Source organism: Mycoplasma pogonae, from assembly GCF_054170725.1.
Window position 1 is genome coordinate 1 of the sequence record NZ_JBSWZS010000014.1, and the last position, 19,358, is coordinate 19,358.

Annotated in this window: 13 protein-coding genes; 8 read left to right on the plus strand and 5 right to left on the minus strand. The window is 25.1% G+C overall.

Annotated features, from left to right (window positions below):
• Positions 1 to 410: 410 nt before the first annotated feature.
• Together ACW95P_RS04295 and ACW95P_RS04300 are read right to left on the minus strand one after the other, a co-directional pair.
• The gene (locus ACW95P_RS04295) at positions 411 to 2,063 is read right to left on the minus strand and encodes an ATP-binding cassette domain-containing protein (RefSeq protein ID WP_457962018.1); all 1,653 of its coding nucleotides are present in this window, start codon (positions 2,061 to 2,063) and stop codon (positions 411 to 413) included.
• A gap of 121 nt (positions 2,064 to 2,184) precedes the next feature.
• Positions 2,185 to 2,538, minus strand: a complete 354-nt coding sequence (locus ACW95P_RS04300) for a hypothetical protein (protein ID WP_457962019.1) — start codon at positions 2,536 to 2,538, stop codon at positions 2,185 to 2,187.
• A gap of 415 nt (positions 2,539 to 2,953) precedes the next feature.
• Between ACW95P_RS04300 and ACW95P_RS04305 the strand changes: the two genes are divergently transcribed.
• From ACW95P_RS04305 to ACW95P_RS04330, 6 genes are all read left to right on the plus strand, one after another.
• Positions 2,954 to 3,085: a hypothetical protein gene (locus tag ACW95P_RS04305; protein ID WP_457962020.1), complete on the plus strand. Its 132-nt coding sequence runs from the start codon at positions 2,954 to 2,956 to the stop codon at positions 3,083 to 3,085.
• Between the two features lie 6 nt (positions 3,086 to 3,091).
• On the plus strand, positions 3,092 to 3,253 hold the full coding sequence (locus ACW95P_RS04310; protein WP_457962021.1) for a hypothetical protein: 162 nt from the start codon (positions 3,092 to 3,094) through the stop codon (positions 3,251 to 3,253).
• 309 nt (positions 3,254 to 3,562) lie between these two features.
• Complete coding sequence (locus ACW95P_RS04315) at positions 3,563 to 5,587, plus strand: PTS fructose transporter subunit IIABC (RefSeq protein ID WP_457962022.1); 2,025 nt, start codon at positions 3,563 to 3,565, stop codon at positions 5,585 to 5,587.
• Positions 5,587 to 5,883, plus strand: a complete 297-nt coding sequence (locus ACW95P_RS04320; RefSeq protein ID WP_457962023.1) for a hypothetical protein — start codon at positions 5,587 to 5,589, stop codon at positions 5,881 to 5,883. Before ACW95P_RS04315 ends, ACW95P_RS04320 begins: the two co-directional genes overlap by 1 nt.
• Positions 5,873 to 6,790 carry a type I phosphomannose isomerase catalytic subunit gene (locus tag ACW95P_RS04325; RefSeq protein WP_457962024.1) on the plus strand — a complete coding sequence of 306 codons (918 nt, stop codon included), beginning with the start codon at positions 5,873 to 5,875 and terminating at the stop codon, positions 6,788 to 6,790. Before ACW95P_RS04320 ends, ACW95P_RS04325 begins: the two co-directional genes overlap by 11 nt.
• A 178-nt stretch (positions 6,791 to 6,968) precedes the next feature.
• Entirely contained in the window at positions 6,969 to 10,517 is a 3,549-nt protein-coding gene (locus ACW95P_RS04330; protein ID WP_457962025.1) for a hypothetical protein, read from the plus strand.
• 57 nt (positions 10,518 to 10,574) lie between these two features.
• Here ACW95P_RS04330 and ACW95P_RS04335 read toward each other — a convergent pair whose 3' ends face one another.
• Positions 10,575 to 11,273 (minus strand): type 1 glutamine amidotransferase domain-containing protein, encoded by a 699-nt coding sequence (locus ACW95P_RS04335; RefSeq protein ID WP_457962026.1) that lies wholly within the window; start codon positions 11,271 to 11,273, stop codon positions 10,575 to 10,577.
• 238 nt (positions 11,274 to 11,511) lie between these two features.
• Between ACW95P_RS04335 and dcm the strand changes: the two genes are divergently transcribed.
• Entirely contained in the window at positions 11,512 to 12,813 is a 1,302-nt protein-coding gene (gene dcm / locus ACW95P_RS04340; protein WP_457962028.1) for a DNA (cytosine-5-)-methyltransferase, read from the plus strand.
• Positions 12,806 to 15,556 (plus strand): GmrSD restriction endonuclease domain-containing protein, encoded by a 2,751-nt coding sequence (locus tag ACW95P_RS04345; protein WP_457962029.1) that lies wholly within the window; start codon positions 12,806 to 12,808, stop codon positions 15,554 to 15,556. Before dcm ends, ACW95P_RS04345 begins: the two co-directional genes overlap by 8 nt.
• A 58-nt stretch (positions 15,557 to 15,614) precedes the next feature.
• Here the strand turns inward: ACW95P_RS04345 and ACW95P_RS04350 are convergent, their stop codons facing one another.
• Positions 15,615 to 16,355: a tyrosine-type recombinase/integrase gene (locus ACW95P_RS04350; protein WP_457962030.1), complete on the minus strand. Its 741-nt coding sequence runs from the start codon at positions 16,353 to 16,355 to the stop codon at positions 15,615 to 15,617.
• A 140-nt stretch (positions 16,356 to 16,495) separates the two neighbouring features.
• On the minus strand, positions 16,496 to 19,342 hold the full coding sequence (locus ACW95P_RS04355; protein WP_457962031.1) for a DUF262 domain-containing protein: 2,847 nt from the start codon (positions 19,340 to 19,342) through the stop codon (positions 16,496 to 16,498).
• Positions 19,343 to 19,358 lie beyond the last annotated feature (16 nt).

Genomic DNA, 19,358 nt, shown 5'->3' on the forward strand with positions numbered 1-19,358 from the left:
GTTATTAAATTATAACCCTTTTCAAGATAAGATCTAACTCATGCTGAAATCATAGCAGGAGAATTAATATCATATTCTGAAGCAAGATCACTAATATTTTCGTGTTTAAGCAAAACTTTATTAATTACTTCTAGTTTGATTTCATTAGAATATTTTTTATTTTTTATTTTTTATTTTTTCAAAAGCTTTTAAACCGTTTTTATTTCCAAGTCTTATTGAGTTATAAATGACTTGTCTATCAACATTGTATTTTTTAGACAAATTTAATACTGATTGGTTTTTAGATTCATTATAAATTTTAATTTTTTGTTCTTTTGTTAGTTTTTACATAAAAAATGCGCTCCTTAATTGTTTTGTCCAACTTTTGGGGCGCATAGCAGCTAAGTGAATTTTGTTATATAAAATATTTCTTAAAGTTTCAATTCTAAATTAGGTTTTGGTTTTTTATCAAATCGTTTATTAGCAATTTGATTAATAAAAATTGTCTTATTATTAAATTGAATATGATCCTCATGCGAAGTATAAATGATGATGTTGTTTTTAAATTCATTTTTAATGATTTGAACAATTTTGTTTTTTTCTTCAAAATCAATTCCTACAAAAGCTTCATCTAAAATTAAAACTGAGGGTTTAGCAAATAACAAACGAGCAATTTCAATTCTTCGTAATTCTCCGCCTGATAAATTAGTTTGGTTTAAATTAATTTCATCATCTAGTCGTTTAGTTAAATATAAAAGTCCAACTTTGTTTAATAAATTTTCGACTTCAGTTTCAGTTGCTGTTTCACCTAATAAAATATTTTCGCGAATTGAAAGTGGAAAAATTGATGGTTGTTGCTTTATTAAACCGGCTTGAAAGGCAATTTCATGATTATTTTTATAAGTATTATTAAAAATAATTGAACCACTATAATTGCTATTTTCATTAAATAATAATGATAAAAAAGTTGTTTTTCCACTTCCTGAAGGTCCTTCAACTTTGACAAAATCACCTTTTTGAATTACTTGATTAATATTTTTAAATAAAAATAAATTTGGGTCGTCAAATCGTTTTAAGGAAACATTTTTAAATTCAATTTTTTCCAGTTCGATAAATTGACGTTGTGTTACCTTTAATTTTCAATCCTTGGTTTTAAGTTGCAAAGTTTTTAATGCGCTAGTCGCTGTAGTTAATTGAGTTAAAAAATCAGCAATTGCAAAAATTGGCCCCACTAACATTCCTGAAATAAAAATAATAGAAATAAAATCAGCTTGATTAATTGCTCCACTTTGACCTTGCATTTGTTCTTGACTTAAATAAAAAGCTAAAATAATCATTCCTAATTGAATTATCCCGATCATTAAACGAGCAAAAACGATCCAAGAAGCACGAATTAAAGCAAAACTATTTTTTGTAGTAATAAAATCAGCTTTAACATCATTAATTTTGTTTTTTAAAAATGTTTCTCGTTGCAATAATCTTGAAACGGAAATATTTTTAAATAAGCGTGAAAAGCTAATTGAATAACGTTCTTCTAAAACTTTTAATTCACGATTTTTTCTTTTTACTTTTGGAGTAAAAATATTAGTCGAAATTGCTCATAATAAAAATGCTAAAATTACAAAAGTAAATAAAATCCAAGATTGAATAGCAATAAAAATAAATGTATAACCCAATGATGTGATGATAATAGTGAAACTAATTACTGCATTCATTAAATTATCAACATAATTTTTAATATTCACTTCAGTTGAAAAAGCTAATGATTCAGAATTAGTTTTTTCAAAAATACTATAATTTTGCTTTAGAAAATTATTTACTAATCGAGTTTTTAAATCAGCTTTAATTCGCGCCTTAATTTTTTCAATAAAAAAAGTGTTTAAAAAAGCAAAAACACTTCGTGAAATAATAATTCCTATAAAAAATGACAAAATATATAGAAAAATTTGTACATCTTTTTGCGCAATAATTTGTTGCAAAATTAATGATGGTAAATAAGTAAGTAAAGATAAAATACAACTGATAATTCCTACTCCAATAATCATTCATTTATGACGTAGTGATAATCTAAAAATTTGACTCATAATGTCGCTTCCGATTCTTTATATGTTTTGAGATTTTAAAATTAATTATATCAATATTATAAAAATTAAAATTTTAGAAAAAAAATTTAGCTTACACTAAATTGCATTAATCATTTTAAATTTAAAACTGAAAATTATTTGTAATTCAAATAATTCCAATAAAAAATAACGTCACCCCTAAAATTGGAGGACCATATAATTGAACAACTTTTGAAAAAGGTAAAACTAGTCTTGCTCCTTTATAGCTAATATCTGACTTGATGTTATTTTCTTTTTTGTATTGTTCTAACTGACGTTTACGATAATTTTGCACTTTTTTATTGCTAAAAAACATAATAAGTAATAACAAAATTCCTAAGATGATGAAAATTGAACCAAAAAAATAACGAACCCAATCTGGGGTTTGACTAAAATCAAGGCTTGGTTTTGCACCTATAGTTGGAGCCTGTGCAACTAATTGAGTTAATGAAAACATAGTAAAAATTATAAACAAATTTACAATTTTAATGTTTATTTTTCTAATTTTTTCACTTCTTCAAGCCAAAAAATAAAAAAATAAATTTTTTTTTACAAAATTAATACTTTTAAGCTATATATAAATGAAGAAAAAACATGCTATTTTTATTTTTCATATTGTTTAAACAATTTATTTATAATTCGGAAAGATTCTATGTCTAAAAATAACAAAGTTAATGACTTAGAAAAACTTTCTAAAGTTCAAGCTAAAAAATATAATTGATCATTCTGAGACTGTTAAATTTACAGATTTTTAAAAAGAAATTGTTGATGGTAAAGAAAATGTTAAATTCTATGTTGAGTGTAAGGGGTATGATGATATAAAAACACCAACACCACCAGTTGATAATGATCAAATTTCTAAAATTTTAGAAATGCTTTATGAATTAAAATCTCAAAATAAAATTCGTGATCAAAAAATTGAACAGATTTTAATGGATCAACAACAAATTAAAGCTAGTCAGCAAGAAATTAAATCTAATCAAATAAAAAAAGTGAACGGCTAGATTTTCTTGAAAAAAGGAGACATTGATCATGACCAAAAGATTGATTTAATTTTTCAAAATCAACAAGAAATTAAAGCAAAATTAAAAGATTATGCTCAACGTCTAGATTCTGTTGAGCAAAAAATCGGTGTTTTAGAAATTTATCATCAAAATTACCAAGATAAATAAATATCTTTTTTAGCAAGCAACACAAATTATTGATTTTCCAAACATTTAAAATAATTAATTAATAAAATTTCATGTTTAGAGCTAGAAATTAACTTTTAAAATTTAAATAAAAAACAAACAATACTTCAAGATATAGTCGCCCAACTAATAAAATTGTTGGGATTTTTTTATTTTGAAAAAATGTTTTTAAAATAATTTCATATTTTTAAAATAAAAAAAGAAATTATTTCAGAAATTGCAATGGCTCCAAAATTGCTAATTATAATAGAAGTTCATTATTAATAATTTAAATTATAAGATTGGAGCAAAATGGATATTTTTCACAAAAATCAAATTTTTTTAAAACTTGATTTAAAACAAAAAGATTCCGTTTTTGAATTTGTTGCTCAGCAAGCAAAGGCTTTAGGTGTTACTAACGATCCTGAAGCATTAGTGCAAGCTTTGCATAAACGTGAAAACGAAGTCTCAACTGCGTTTGAAAATGAATTTGCAATTCCTCATGCTCAAAGCGTTGCAATCGAAAAACCAATGGTGTTTTTTATGAGTTTTAAGCACGGAATTGAATGACAATCATTAGATAACCAACTTACTAAATATGCTTTCTGCATTTTAGTACCACAAACTAATGCAAGCAATGATCATATGGAGGCGTTGAGTAAAATTGCTACTTTGTTATTAGATAGTAATAAAATGAGCGCTTTAAAAAATGCTACAACCTCTAGCCAAGTAGCTAATTTACTAAATAGTTATTTAGATGCTTCACAAGATGTTAAACTCAATCCAACAAACAGTCAAAAACCTTTAGTTGTTGGTGTTACAGCTTGCGCTGTTGGCGTGGCTCACACTTATTTAGCAGCTCAAAAGCTTGAAAAAGCATTAGCCGCTAGTGGGTATGATTATAAAATTGAAACTCGTGGTTCAGCAGGAACTAAAAATGAAATTAGTGATGCTGAAATTGCTAGAGCTGATTTTGTGATTGTTGCTTCGGATATTGAATTAGATTTAACTAAATTTGCTGGTAAAAAAGTTTACGAAACTTCAACTAAGCAAGCAATTCACAAAACTGAAACAACTATTACTCAAGCTGCCAAAGCTGCTAAAACTTTAGCAAAAGACAATAACTCACACAACACAAGTAATAAAACTACCAAAACCGGAATTATTAAACACATTTTATCAGGTGTGTCACACATGATTCCCTTTGTAATCGTGGGTGGGTTATTAATTGCCCTATCACTAGGTTTGGGGAAAGCATTATATGGTTCTGGAGTTGGACCAGATGATTATAAAAATGACTTTTTATACTATTTATTTAAAATAGGTGAAATTTCTTTTGGAGCCATGATCGGGATTTTGGGAGCTTATATTGCTTATTCCATTGGTGGTCGAGCTGCATTGATGCCAGCTTTTGTGGTCTCTATGATCGGAAACAGTGATGGATTATTTTACAAAATTGGTGGGATCGATGTCAAAACACCATTAGGATTTATTGGTGCTATATTGTTAGGAATTTTAGTGGGTTACACTGTTAAATGAATTAACACATGAAAAGTGCCGCAAAGTTTATCAGCTGTAATTCCAATTTTCTTCATTCCTTTAGGAGTGACATTATTTTATGGTTTAATTGTAATTTTCTTAATCGGAGCTCCAATTGGTTATACAATGGATCAAGTAATTGGCGGAATTAAGTGAATTTTTAGAAACGAAGATACTGGAGCATCAAATTACAAAACTATTATTTTCATTGCCATGGGTGCTTTAATCGGGGCAATGGCTGGATTTGATATGGGTGGACCAGTTAATAAAGTAGCTTTTTTAACTTCTACCGCTTTAATTACTGAACAAATTTTCCAACCAATGGGGATGATGGCAGCTGCAATTCCAGTTGCACCACTTGGAATGGGGCTAGCAACCCTGTTATTTAGAAAAAAATTCACAGGTGAAGAAAAAACAATGGGAGTTTCAGCTTTAATTATGGGAATGATAGGAATTTCTGAAGGAGCAATTCCTTTTGCTGTGGCAGACCCTAAAAAAGTAATTATCTCAAATGTTTTAGGTTCAGCTGTAGCTGGGGCAATTGCTGGAGGATTATCAGTAACTAATGCTGTAGCTCATGGTGGACCAATTGTTGCAATATTAGGAGCAGTGTCATCAGGATATGGTTTTGGTTTAGGAATTTTATACTTCTTTATTGCTATTATTGCTGGTGTGATTGTAACTGCCTTAACTTATGGATTTTGAAAAAAAGCCGATGCAAATGAAGGTGTAGTTTTAAATACTAATTTCTTAAAATCAATTTGAAAAAATAAATTTGCTAAACGAGGAGCTAAATAATGGAATTTAAAACTTTTGTCAAAATTCATAAGAATAAATTGATTTTCTTTAGTTTTATTATTTTTGTTTTATTGACTTTAATTTTAGGAAGCCTCTTTTTAGCTTTAGGCGAATCACAATATCAACTTTACAAACTTTGGGCTGTAGCCGATGTTAAAACTCGAGCTGTAGAAGCGCCATTATTTGCGATGTTTATTTACGGAATCTTTTTAATTACTTTAACAGTAATTAGCTTAATTTCATTATTATTGTGAGGTAATTCCAAATTTAAAACATTATTTAAATATGGTAAATAAAAAGTTTGTAATGCTCAACCCCTTTTTTAAAAAAGTTTTATGAGCTAATGATAATTTAAAAAGAATTTTTAATTTAGAACAAGATTTTTATGGTGAAGCGTGATTAATTTCTGCAATTACTAACATGGAATCTACTGTTATAATCGATGAAACTACAAAACAAAATTTAAGTGTTTTTTTTGCTAATAACCAAACCTTTTTTAACAATCCCCATTTTGTTAGTTATCCTAACTTAACAAAATTTATTGATGCCAAAGATGCTTTGAGCATTCAAGTTCATCCTGATGATGAATATGCCAAGCGTTATGATTCGCTTGGCAAAGATGAGTGTTGGTATGTATTAAAAAATTCTGGCGAAAAATTTATTATTGGTAGCAATACTACCGATAAAAATGTAATTGATTCTGCAATTGATAAAAATCAAACATCAACAATTTTAAATCATATGACTTTAATTCCTGATGATTTTATTTATATTCAAGCTGGTCTAATTCATGGTATTCCTAAAAATACGCTTGTTTATGAATTACAACAAGCTAGCGACATTACTTTTCGATTGTATGATTATAATCGAATTGATTTAAATGGTGAATTGCGACAAGTTCACAAACAAGAATCAAAAGATGTAATTAAACCAAATTTAGAACCACGAGTTGTTAAGAATAAACAAAATTTGGTTCACAATCATTATTTTAATTTACAGAAATTTGTCATTAACGATGGCCAAAATCAACAATTAAAATTTGATTTTAATTTTTATTGAGCTGAAATTGTCGTTATTAAAGGACAAGGGACACTTGAAAATCAGCAAGATTTAAAACTAGGTGATGCATTGTTATGAAGTGGGCATTTTTCTGAAATCAATATCAAAGGCAATTTAACAATTTTAATTAACTTTGTGCAGTAAAACAACCATTAATAAAGCCTTATTTCGATAAGGTTTTATTTTTCAAAAAATTCACTATGTTTTGCAAAAAATAATATTCTTTAATAAAAAACATTAATATAATGTTATTTTTTGCACTTTTATTTTTAAAAGTAAACTAAAACTGCATTAATTACCTTGATTTTTATAAAATTTTAAAATGAAAATTAAGAAAAAATTAAAACCGTTGGTTATCCTTTCAACCGGACTAACATCGAGTTTTTTTATAATTTCATGTATAGATAAAAATGAAAATATAAATATTAAACCAAATCAACCTCCAGTTTCGGACTCACCAACTAACCCAATTACCCCCACTCAAGGATCTATGCCAAGTGATAATCCAGGAGAAGCTAAAGATCCAAATGCGACACCAAAAGTAGAAACTCCAAAAAATCCAGTTTCACCGGTTAGCATTCCAATAAATCCAAAACCGGGAATTGATAATAAAAAACCTGAAATTACACCAAAACAAGAAGAACCAAAGACACAAGTTCCACCCAAAAATAAACCAGTACCAGAACCGAAATATCCAGATACTGCAAAAGATCCGGTTGTAAATAATGAACAGCCAAAAGAAACAAAACCTGAAGAAAAAAATCCGAATCCTTCAGAACCAAAAGTAGACAGTCCAGTTGAAGATGCGCCAACTCCACCAACAAATGATGAGACAATTACTCCAAAAGATACTCCCGTTGTTTTAACTCCAGCTCCAGAAAAACCAATAGAGGAACCTGATGATGATGATGATGACATCAAATCAACAGGCGAAACTGAAACAAATCCTATTGTGCCAATTTCAAAACAGCCAGTTGACAACACACCAACTAATTCATCTCCTGATGTTGCTCAGCCAAATCAACCAGTAGCGCCAAAAAACCCGGTAGTTGATGTGCCATCAAAACCAATTGATGAAGAAGAAAATGCCTCCTCTGTAGATTCAAAACCCACTACACCGCCTCCTACAAGCCCAACTGTAGATGCACCAATTGATAATACACCAACTACTGCAGCACCAACACAACCTAGTGTACCAAAAGATGAGTCTCCAGTTAATACCCCAACCAGACCTACTTCACAACCAACACCAATAGAGCCTGTAGAAGAAAGGTTTGATGCAAGAGATATCATAAAAGAAATTAGACAATTTCTTGCTGATTATCATGTTTTTACAAAAACCGGGTTATATGGTTTTGCCGATGAAACAAAAAGAAAAGCTTTTGATAATGCTTATGAAGAATTAGAAAAAGAATTACCAAAAATTAATAATGGGACTTGAACTAAAAAAGAAATAACAGAATCAGTTCCTAAACGTGATAATTTTTGAAATGCAAGAGTTTCTTTAAATGGCAATTTAAATTTAAAAAAAGCAGCAGAAAAAGTCAATGAAATCAAACATTTTTCAAACAATAAAAAAAATAAATATAAAGAAATTATTAAAGGTATGAAAAATCATGCCGAGGTAGAAGAATTATTAAAAAAAGCTAATGAAATTAACGAAGCTTTTGAAAATTTTTTGCCAGTTTTTCAAAGTTATTTAAATGCCATAAAAACTACAAAATATCAATATGATAAAAATGTACATTTAAAAGATTATGTTTTTAAAGGATTGATTAATTCAATTTATGATGAACCAGTTTGATACTGAATTCCTGATCCTGATGAAGTTGATGGTGAAGAATATAAAGATTTAGAAGGTGATTATTATAGTGATTTTAGTCATCCTAAAAAAATTGGCGTTAATGTTGATGCTAATACAATTTTAGAAGTAACTGCTAAAATAAAAGCCTTAGTCAATTCATTCGATGGTCAAGTCACTGAAGGAGCAAAATCTAATCTAGAAAAAAGAAGGGAATTTGAATTCCATTCAGAAGTTTCTGATGATACATACAAAATTTACCCAAATAGCCATTATATTCAGCGTGGTATGACGCTTTTAGATCGAAGAAATAAATCTTTTTTAACAAATAAATTAGAAATAGTTAATTCCCCAGTTCCAGATGATGATTTAGTCACAAAATACTGAAGAGTGAACCAAACTGCTAGTAAAGAAGTTTGATCATATAATTCAAAAACAAAGCAATATACATGAAGTATAGATCGTGAATTAATTGATGATGTGTTCAAAACTGATCGCAATACTCAAAATGAATTTATAAATATCTTTTTAGGCATTTATAAAAAGCAATCAAAACAAATGCCTGGTAATGACTTTGATCTAGGTTGATATACTGAAAATAGTATTAAAGGACTTAAAAATACACTTATAAACCAAACTCTTAGATTAGATGTTCCAATTGGTGTTGGAATTAAAATTAGCTACAACAAATTAAAATCTGTTAAAACAATGTCAATTAATTTAACTGATGAAAATGTTAAATTAATAATTAGCTTAAATGAAGAAAATAATAAAATTGATTTTGTTATCGAAAATATCGACAAAGATGAAAACTTATTATTTACTAGTTACCAAGATTTTGAAAATCCTAAAAATCAATATTTATTTGACACATTAGGAAGTTTTATTAATCTTGAATTTCAATCAAGAATTCACAGTAACAATTCATTAAATGGTTTTGCTTGAGGTGAAAAATATAAAAATTTTAATAGTTCACAGTTCCCAGAATTTGATCCAACTAAAAAGGCGAATGATCCCAAAACAGATTTAGTTTCACTTTTTGAAAATGTTGACCCAACTAATAAATTACCAGAAAATCATTATATAAATGCTTTTGATGCAAATTTAGCAAATCGTAGTAATTTTGATGAATATGAAAAAAATAAAACTGGTGTATTTAAATACCAAAATGGTTTTGTAGAACCAACTGAGCGGCTATATAAATATAATCGCAATCAAAAAGCACAACAACTAAATAGTCGAACATTTTTATATTGTGGAACTTGAACAATGTTGTCTCAAGTTAATCCAAACAAAGATGATGGGTTGTATTATGTAATAACTAGCAAAGAAGTCTTTAATAAAAAAGATGCAGAAAATCAAAAGTTTTGAATTAATGGTGAAAACGATAACACAATTGAAATTAGTGCACATTTTAAATTACCGCAAAAAGCTAAAGGGCAAACTGGTGAATTTTACTGAAGCAGCAATGATTCCAATCATGGTGTAGTAATTGCAATTTTAGATACCAAAGCAATGTTAAAAGCTTTGAAAGCTAATACAACAGAACATACACAATTAAATAATTATTTTGCTAGCTGAAAAACTTTAGATTCATTGAAATTTAATTCTGTGTTAAACAACTTAGTTTATGCAAATGAAAACTCAAATCTTGTTGATTTATACATTAGTAGTTTTAATGATGATAAAAATGTTACTTATCATATTAATAAAATTATTGATACAAAATATGCCAAAGCTCCAAATCAACCAGCAATGTTAAAATTAGGAATTTATAGCAATACCAAAGATGACATAATGATACGTTATAATAACTGACATCTAAATAATGATCAAGCTCAAGGTTCGCTATTAATTGATGGTGAAAACAACATTGTTGGAATTTACACTGGAGTCGAAAATAGTCAAACAATTAGTTGATTTAACAGTATTATTTCATGAATTAATAACAGTTTAGAACCAACTAATAAAGCAAATCCAACACAAGATAATAGTTTTTATAATTGAATAAAAACATTGAATACTCAAAACTCTACTACTGTTGGTTTAAGCAACATCTACAAAAAATAACAAAATTAAAACTTGCATTTGCAAGTTTTTTTGTGCCCTTTTTCATAAGGGGATAATTTAGTGAGTGTGCTTTGTTAAGTTAGTAATTAATAGCTTTGCTACTTTTTTAGGTGAAGCGGGATTTTGTCCAGTAATAATGCGTCCATCTTGAATTGCATAAGCTAAAAAAGGTAATGTTTTTTTAAATATAGCTTGACGTTTTTTGAATTCATCCTCAGTAAAAAACGGAACTTTATTATGTTTATTAATTAAATATTCTTCGATATTACTAAACCCGGTAATTGACTTATTTGCAACTAAATAATTACCTGCTTGATCTTGAAGATTTAACAAGCCAACAACTCCATGACAAACAGCTGTAATATAGCCACCATTTGCATAGATTTGCAAAGCGATGTTTTGCAAATCTTTATTATCAGGAAAATCTCACATTACTCCATGACCACCAGTGTAATAAATGGCGGCATAATCATCGGGATTGATTTCATTTGGAGCTTTGGTATTTTTTAAAGCTAAATTAATAAATGATTGATCTTGTAAGTATTTATTATATTTACCTTTCAATTTTAAACTGATGGGATCCAGTGGTATCTCACCACCAAGCGGACTTAAGAAGTCAACTTGATAGCCATGTTTGACAACAACATTATAAAAATGTGTTAATTCACCTAATCATAAACCGGTATTGACATTGTGTTTATCATATTTTGGAGTATTAGTTAAAACAATCAAAATTTTTTTATTATTTACATTCATATTTATATTTTAATTTATTTAATAATTAAGTTGTAAATAAAAGCAAAATTAGGGCTTTTAATTTTCATTATTGAACCTCAATTTTAAAAATAAATATGCTAATTAGCCAATAATTTTTAAATTATTTCTTTAAAAATTTCTTTTAGTACTATTTTGCAAAAAAAATATTTTAATTTTCATTAAAATAATTAAATTTTTACATAAATATTGTTTAAATTTTACCTTAAAAAGTTCAATAATGAAAAATATTAAACTAAGAATATTTGAAACTTTTGCAGGAATTGGAGCTCAAGAAAAAGCCTTGCATAATGTTTGTAAAAATAACAAAAATTACCAATATGAAATTGCATATATTTCTGAATGAGATGTTTATTCTTTAATTTCTAAAGATGCGATTCATAATAAAAATTTGAGTTATGAAGAAACTTTAAAATATTTATCTGCAAATAATATTGGTGATATTTGAAAATATTTAAGTAAAAAAACTTATTCAACAGATGGAAAAGAACCGAATCTAAAGTTGAAATCTAAAAATGAAGCATTTCTAAAAAGATTGGTAGTAGCTGACCACCGAACTAAAAATTTAGGAAGTATTTTAGATATTAAAGCTAATGATATTGAAAAAGAATTTGATTTATTAACTTATTCTTTTCCTTGTCAAGATTTATCCGTTGCTAGCATGGGTAGAGGTAAGGGAATGAAGGAAGAGGATAATACAAGATCTGGGCTTTTATGAGAAATTAAGAGAATTTTAACTGAACTAAAGCATAAACCTAATTATCAAATGCCAAAATATCTACTTTTAGAAAATGTTGAGAATATGTTGAGCTCAAATCATATTGAACAGTATAAATTATGAATTAATTATTTAGACCAAAAATTAGATTACACAACTTTTACAGTTAAATTAAATGCAAGAAAATTTAAAAATCCCCAAAATCGTACACGCATTTTTGCAATAAGCATTAATAAAAAATATAAAAAGACAATTGAATATATTAATAAGCTAATTAATAATTTTGAAGGTGTAGATCAAAATCAAAAATTGCAAAATTATATTATTAAAACATATGGTCAAAATAGAGACAAATGAGATTTTGAAAAGTGAGATCAAGAAATTAAAAAAAATTTTTTAAGAGCCAATAACGAAGAAAATACACTTCTATATATCGAAGAATGAGATGCTTTACTTAAAAATACACCTTCAAGAGTAAAAATGATTCAAGAGTGTAAATTATTAAATGAAACAATAATTGATAAGGTTCCAACGGTAACCACCAAACAAGATCGCATCCCGAATTCTGGATTGATAAAATTTTTTAACAAAAAAGAAGGTTATTTAGATTACCGATTATTAACACCTCGAGAAACCTTATTGTTAATGGGATTTGAAGAAAATGATTATTTACGAATTAAAAATAGTTGACTAGTTACGAATGAAAAAATATATAAACAAGCAGGAAATTCAATTGTAGTTACAGTTTTAGAAGCTATTTTTAAATTTATGTATAAGTTAGAAGAGGAAGCTAATTATGAATAAAAAATATTGAGCTATTGGAACCGATATAAAGACATACATAAAACGCTTTGAAAAAATTATTGACAAAAATAATTTAAAAGAAAAAAAATTAGATGATTTAATTTTCTATTTTTCATCTAATTATGAAATGGAAAAAAAATTATGTAAAAAAGATAGTCATTATTATGTGATCGTAAACGAATTAGAAAATATAAATCAAAGTATAATAGAAACAAAAAATGGTTGTACAAGTTCTGCAACATTAGGACAAATGATCAAAACATGAATTTCACTAGGTTTTATTTATTTTGAAAATCAAAATTATAAAAATTTAACTGTTGATGAAATCTTAAAAGCTAATTACAAAATTAACAATAATGTAAAAAAATATTCAACTATTGGTGAATTTATTGTTAATCATTTTGAAGAAAAAAGCGCAATAATTCTAGATGATTATTTTAATCACGAAAATAATAGCAATAATGAAGAAGAGAAAGAATTATTTTCTTGAAGATACAATGAAGAAGATAAATTTTTTTATAGTTTTTTAAAGGCTTTTTATGATAAAAGACATTTTCCCCATAATTACAATAAAAATTATTGAGATCTAGATTTACCTAACAGTGATAAAATTTCGAGATATGCCTTAAAATTTTGTTATGGGAATTCTAAAAAATCTTTTTTAGAAAATTGAAGTTCCAAAGATGATCAAAAAGGTTTGCAATTTTTAACTAATTTTAAAATACAAAAAGAAGTAATGAAAAATAACTTCCCTAAATTAGGGGTAGTTGTTTACAATTTTTCTAATTTCATATATGAATATATCAATGGAGCTAATTTTCTAAAAATACCTATTTATCAAAGAAATTATGTATGAAATGAAGAAATTTTTTTAAATTTATTAAAAGATATTAATAGTTTTAATGATGAAGAAAAATATCACTTCATAGGTAATATTACCTCTATTTTCAAAGAAGATGCAAATTCTTCTTCTGGTGGAGGAGAAACTATATTAATAGACGGACAACAAAGACTAGTTACTATAATGTTAATTCTTAAAGCTGCTCAGATATATTCATTAGCAAGTGACATTAAATTAAATGATTATTTAGGTTATATTTTTTACTATGGAGAAAATAAAAATTCCGAAAAAATAGCAAATTCTATTAAATATAATAAAGGAAATGAAGATTATAGCATTTTTAAAAATATATTACTAGGAAAAATTAATGAAATAAAAAAAGATAATACCAAAAATGATTCTCAAATATTCAAAAATTTTTGTTTAGCTTTTGATTATTTTATAGAAAATAATTTTACACAATTAGAGATGAATAAATTCATAAATAGATTATTAACTAAATTTACTTTTATTTTAAATAAACATAGTGATGAAACAAAAGAATTTGTTTTATTTCAAAATTTAAATACTAATAAACAAGAATTAAGTAATTTAGATTTAATAAAAAATTATATTTTTATGAAAATAGATTATTCAAACGATGATGTAAAAGAAAAAAATATAATTGAATATTTTAATAAAAAAATTAAATTTGAAAACAAGAAAAAAATTGATGATTTTTTTAAAATTTATATTAAATTATTTTATTTAAAAAATGATTCAAAAATAGAAAAATTTAAAAAAGGAATTAATAGTAATTTAAATATTTTTAATAATTTAAAAAATGTTATAGAAATAAAAATTAAAAAAAATTTTTTAAAAAATAGTAATGAAAAATTAAATTATGAAGAATACAAAAAAATTATTAATGACATAGGGAAATATTTAAATTTATATAATAATATTTCTAAATTAATTACTTTAAAAGATAATAGCGAAGCACCTATATTGTCAAAAATAGCTGATATAATATTAATAACAAAAAGGGATGTTTATTTTTTACCTATAATTTATTTAATAGATAAATATTTAGTTTATGATTTTAATGAAAATAAATGAAAAATTGATTCAAATAAAATAAATGAATTAAGAGAATGTCTTTTTGCTTTTGAAAGATTTGAAATAATACTTAAAATAACACAAAATAAAGGACAATCATTAACTGAATTTTTAGATGAAATAACAATAAAAATAAATAACCGTTATTTAAATAATGAATCAATTTCATATGCTGAAATTACTAAAATATTGGAAAATCCATCTGCAGAAAATAAATTTAACAAAGACTATTTTGAAGAATTTATTTCTAACATTGAAACTAAATCTATTGAAGAAAATGATATTGTAACTAGATTATGTTCTAGAATTGAATTTTATCTTGAAAATGGAAAAACATTAGAATGAAATAATAAGGACACTTCAAAAGATGCAATAATAAAAAAACCAAGTAGAGAGCATATTTTACCTTCTAAGTACCAAGAATATTGAAAAGAGAATTTAAAAAGTTGAAATAAAAATGGTGAAAAAGAAATGTCTGATTCAGATCTTGAAAAAAAAGTTGGGTTATATTTAAATAGAATTGGTAATTCAATCGTTATTAATCAAGCATCTAATTCAGGAATTCAAAATTTTTCTTTTTATGATAAAAAAATTGCATACCAAAAACGTAATGAAATACAAAAACTAAAACAGTACCAAGGTATTGAAATTGAAAAAAAATTAACTGAAATTAAAAATAGCATTAATTATAATTTAGAATTGTTATCTATTCATAAACAAGAAAAATGAACCTTTAAAACCATTGAAAAAAGAAGTAAACAAATAGCACTGATATTAAAACAAATTTACAAAGAATTTAATTAAATTAAAATAAAGTTACTAAGCATAAATATTAGCTTAGTAACTTTTTAAATGCACTTTTTTACTTTTTGATAGCTTTTAAATAATTTCTTTTGTTATATGTTTCTGATAAATTTAAATATCTAAAAGTGGTTTCGATTTTGCTATGACCCATTTGTAGCATTAAGCTTTTAGGATTTACACCATTGTTTAACATATGTGTTGCAAATGATCTTCTCAATGTATGCGGAGTAATCTTTTTGCCTAAAATTTTTTTAACATAAACTCTTAATGTCTTAGAAGTTTCTTGATGATTTAAATCGGGTAAAAAATTTTTTAATTCATTGAGTGTTTCTTCAACAAAAAAGATTTGGCGTTTTTTATTTCCTTTGCCTAAAACAAATAATTTATTATTAACAAAAGTTAAGTTATTTAGTTCAATTGCTCTAATGCCTGTTTCGAATAAAAACTTAATGATTATTTTTCATTTTTGAATTAAATGTTTGTCATTAAGCTTTAATTCTGTTTTTTTATAAATTAAATTTTTAGAAATTACTTGATAATATTTGATTTCATGTTGTGGCAACTTGATCAATTCTAATTTTTGAATCCAAGCTTTTTTCTTTTTAAATTTTAAATAACTCATTAAAACATTTTTGTGTAAATGAATTGTATTGGCCGAAAAATTGGGGTTAAATAAATTTTTAATAATTAACTTTCAATTATCTTTATTGATTTCTAAAATCTTTAACGAGCTTTGATAAGTTTTAATTGTGTTTTCAGATAGTTTTTTATTTTGGATATATTTTATAAAATTTTCCATATGTAGTTCTCCTTAGAATGGTAGCTATTTTATAGCTCTAAACTAAATATAAGCTACCAAATTAAAAATTTATCAAATAAAATAAAAAAAATATTTCATTGATTGCTCAATAAAATATTTAAATTATGTTTTATAGCAAATTATTCATATTTACTATACATATGTTTAATTATTTCGACAAGTTGATTAGTTCTTTCTTGAATTGATTCAAAATCTCATTTATTAAATTTTTCAATTGATTTTAACTTTGGATATCCTTCTTCATCATTATCATATTCATATAACTTTATGCTAATCATTTCTTTATAAGATTGTTTTTTATCTTGAAAACTTTTTGCATTTAATGATGAATTTTTTTCATTATTAACTAGTAAAAAATTACCTATTAAATTAATAAATTTTTTAGCTTCATGAATTACATCTTTTTCATTTTGATGTTCTTCTTTTTTTAATTCATTAATTCACTTAATATTTTTTTTAACATTAGAATCTTCTCTTGCAATTGATTGTGGTAATATGTGTTCTAAACTTGCTTTATCAATTAATTGTGGTTCGTGAATTTGACGTTTTTTATTTAGTTTTCAAGTGAATTTTGAATTTAAGTAAAATTCTATTCTTGTACATAAATTTTTAGCAATAGGATCTTTTAAATTTATCTTTTTTAAATTATCAATTGCATCAAAAAATTCATTTTCTTTTCAACTATTATCATTATCTCCAACATGCAATAGCTCTAATAAATCACTAGATGTAATTTCATAAAAATTATTTGGGTTATCATTAATTTTTTTAACAAATTTATTAGTAAAAGAATCTAAAAATGTTGTTAATGATTGGTATCTATTACTTGTTAACTTAATAAACATTGCATATTTTTCTAGTGCAAACATGAATTCTCTTAATTTAGGCTTTTCAGGGTTGTTGTATTTAGAACAAAAATCTACAATTGTCATTATAGGTACATAATAAACATCTCGAGCTAAAATTTTGATAATATCTCTAATTTCATTTTTTTGATCTTCAAAAATTGGGTAATATCGTTTTAATTTATCATAATTTTCATTAGTTATTTTATAAGGATCTTCTAATAAATTAAATAACAATAATTTTTTTTCAATTTCCCTAATCAGTTCTTTATATTGTTCAAAATTTAGCGACTGGTTATTATATTTTTTAAAAAACATATTCTTAAAATTTAAAAATACATTAGTATCTGAATTAAGTTCTATATAAGTTTTATTATAATTTTCCAAATAAAATAATTTAACAAAAACCTTATAAAAAAATTTCATTTTGTCATACATTTTGTCATTTTTTGTAAAATAAGATTCTATTCCATTATAAAAAATGTCAATAATTTCTTTTTCATGTTCTTTAGTGATGTTGTTTTCAATATTCATAAAAATAAAGTTTTTAATTAAATCATAATCACTAAGTGGTACATTGTTGGAATTTAAATTTTGAAATAGTGAAAATTCATCCGTTTTAATAAAACTTGTTTGTGTAAATTCTATTTTATCTAGTAATGCAGTAATAAATCTTTTTGTTTTTTCGGCTGTAAAATTATTTTCTTTAAAATAATTTAAGGCTATGAAATGGTTTTTATAAATTGAAGTACTTGTGTAATATTTAGCATTTTCACTATCTAAAATACTTTTGTAGTCACCTAACATAATTTTTTTAAAAATTGCAAAGTATTGATTTTGCCCACTATATTCAACAAGTTGTTCAGCTTTGTTAAAATAAGTGCTGTTAATATAATTTAATTTAAAAAAATCATAAGTAAAACTATCTACTTCAAAATTATTTAAACTAGCATAAGTAAAAATTGCTCTTCAAATTAATAATAAACTAATTACCCTTTGTTGGCCATCAATTAATTTAGTAACATCTTTAAGAATTTCTTGCTCTTTTTCAATAAAACTATGATTCAATATGTCGCGTTCCAATACTACAATTTTTTTATTGTAGCTAAAATTATAGCTAATTAAACCTCCGATATAATGATAATTCTCATTGCTTTCATTATTCAATAACAAATTATTTATATCTTTTAAAAGATATTCAAAAGTAAGATTATTTCAAACATATTGTCGTTGATAAATCGGTATTTGAATATATCTAATTTTAGGACTAAAAAAAGCTTTTATAAAATTTCTAAAATTATAAACTTGACATTCAATTAAATTATTTTTTTGAGATGTTTCAATACTTTGATCTTGAATGTTTATATTTATTAATGTATTATTAAATTCTTGAAAATTAATATTTTTTAAAAAAATAACTAATTCATCACCATATAAAAATTTTAAAGCCAAATCCATTAAAATTTGGTTATAAGGCATATCTTTAATTTTTCAATATTTTTCAATATAAGCTTTTTCTTTATCTGGTTTTGGCAAAGAAGCGATGAAATTTTTAAAATCACTTTCTTTTTCATGTTGCTTAATGTAACCAATAAAAAAAGAATAGTAGAATACATCTTCTGTAGGATATAGTCATTCTTCAAAGATTAATTCATTGGAACTATCTCGTTTCTCATCTTTTCTTTTTTTAAAAATTGGATCTTTTTTTTGTAATTGATTTTGATATTCTCATTTTATATATTTATCAATAATAGGTTTTATTTTTTCAGAAATGTATTTAATAATATGATTATTAAATTCAACAAAACTAGCATTTGGATTTATTTCCATTTGATAAACAATTCCACTATTTAATAAATCTAAATATGAATTAATTTTAATGGGCAAAAATTTAAAACTGATCAAACCTAATGATAATCAATTAGATATAAATCTAGCAAAAAAATCTTTTAGATAACCGCCTTCACAACCACCATTTTTTACTTTGGCACCTTGTCTAATATTTTCATTAGTAAAAATTGTAAATTCACCATTATTTATTGGAGCCGTACATTCTTTGTATTTTTGAATTGCACGATCTAAGCTTTCTTTATTTTTGTAAACTGCTCTATCATAATTCATATTATCCCTCTTATAA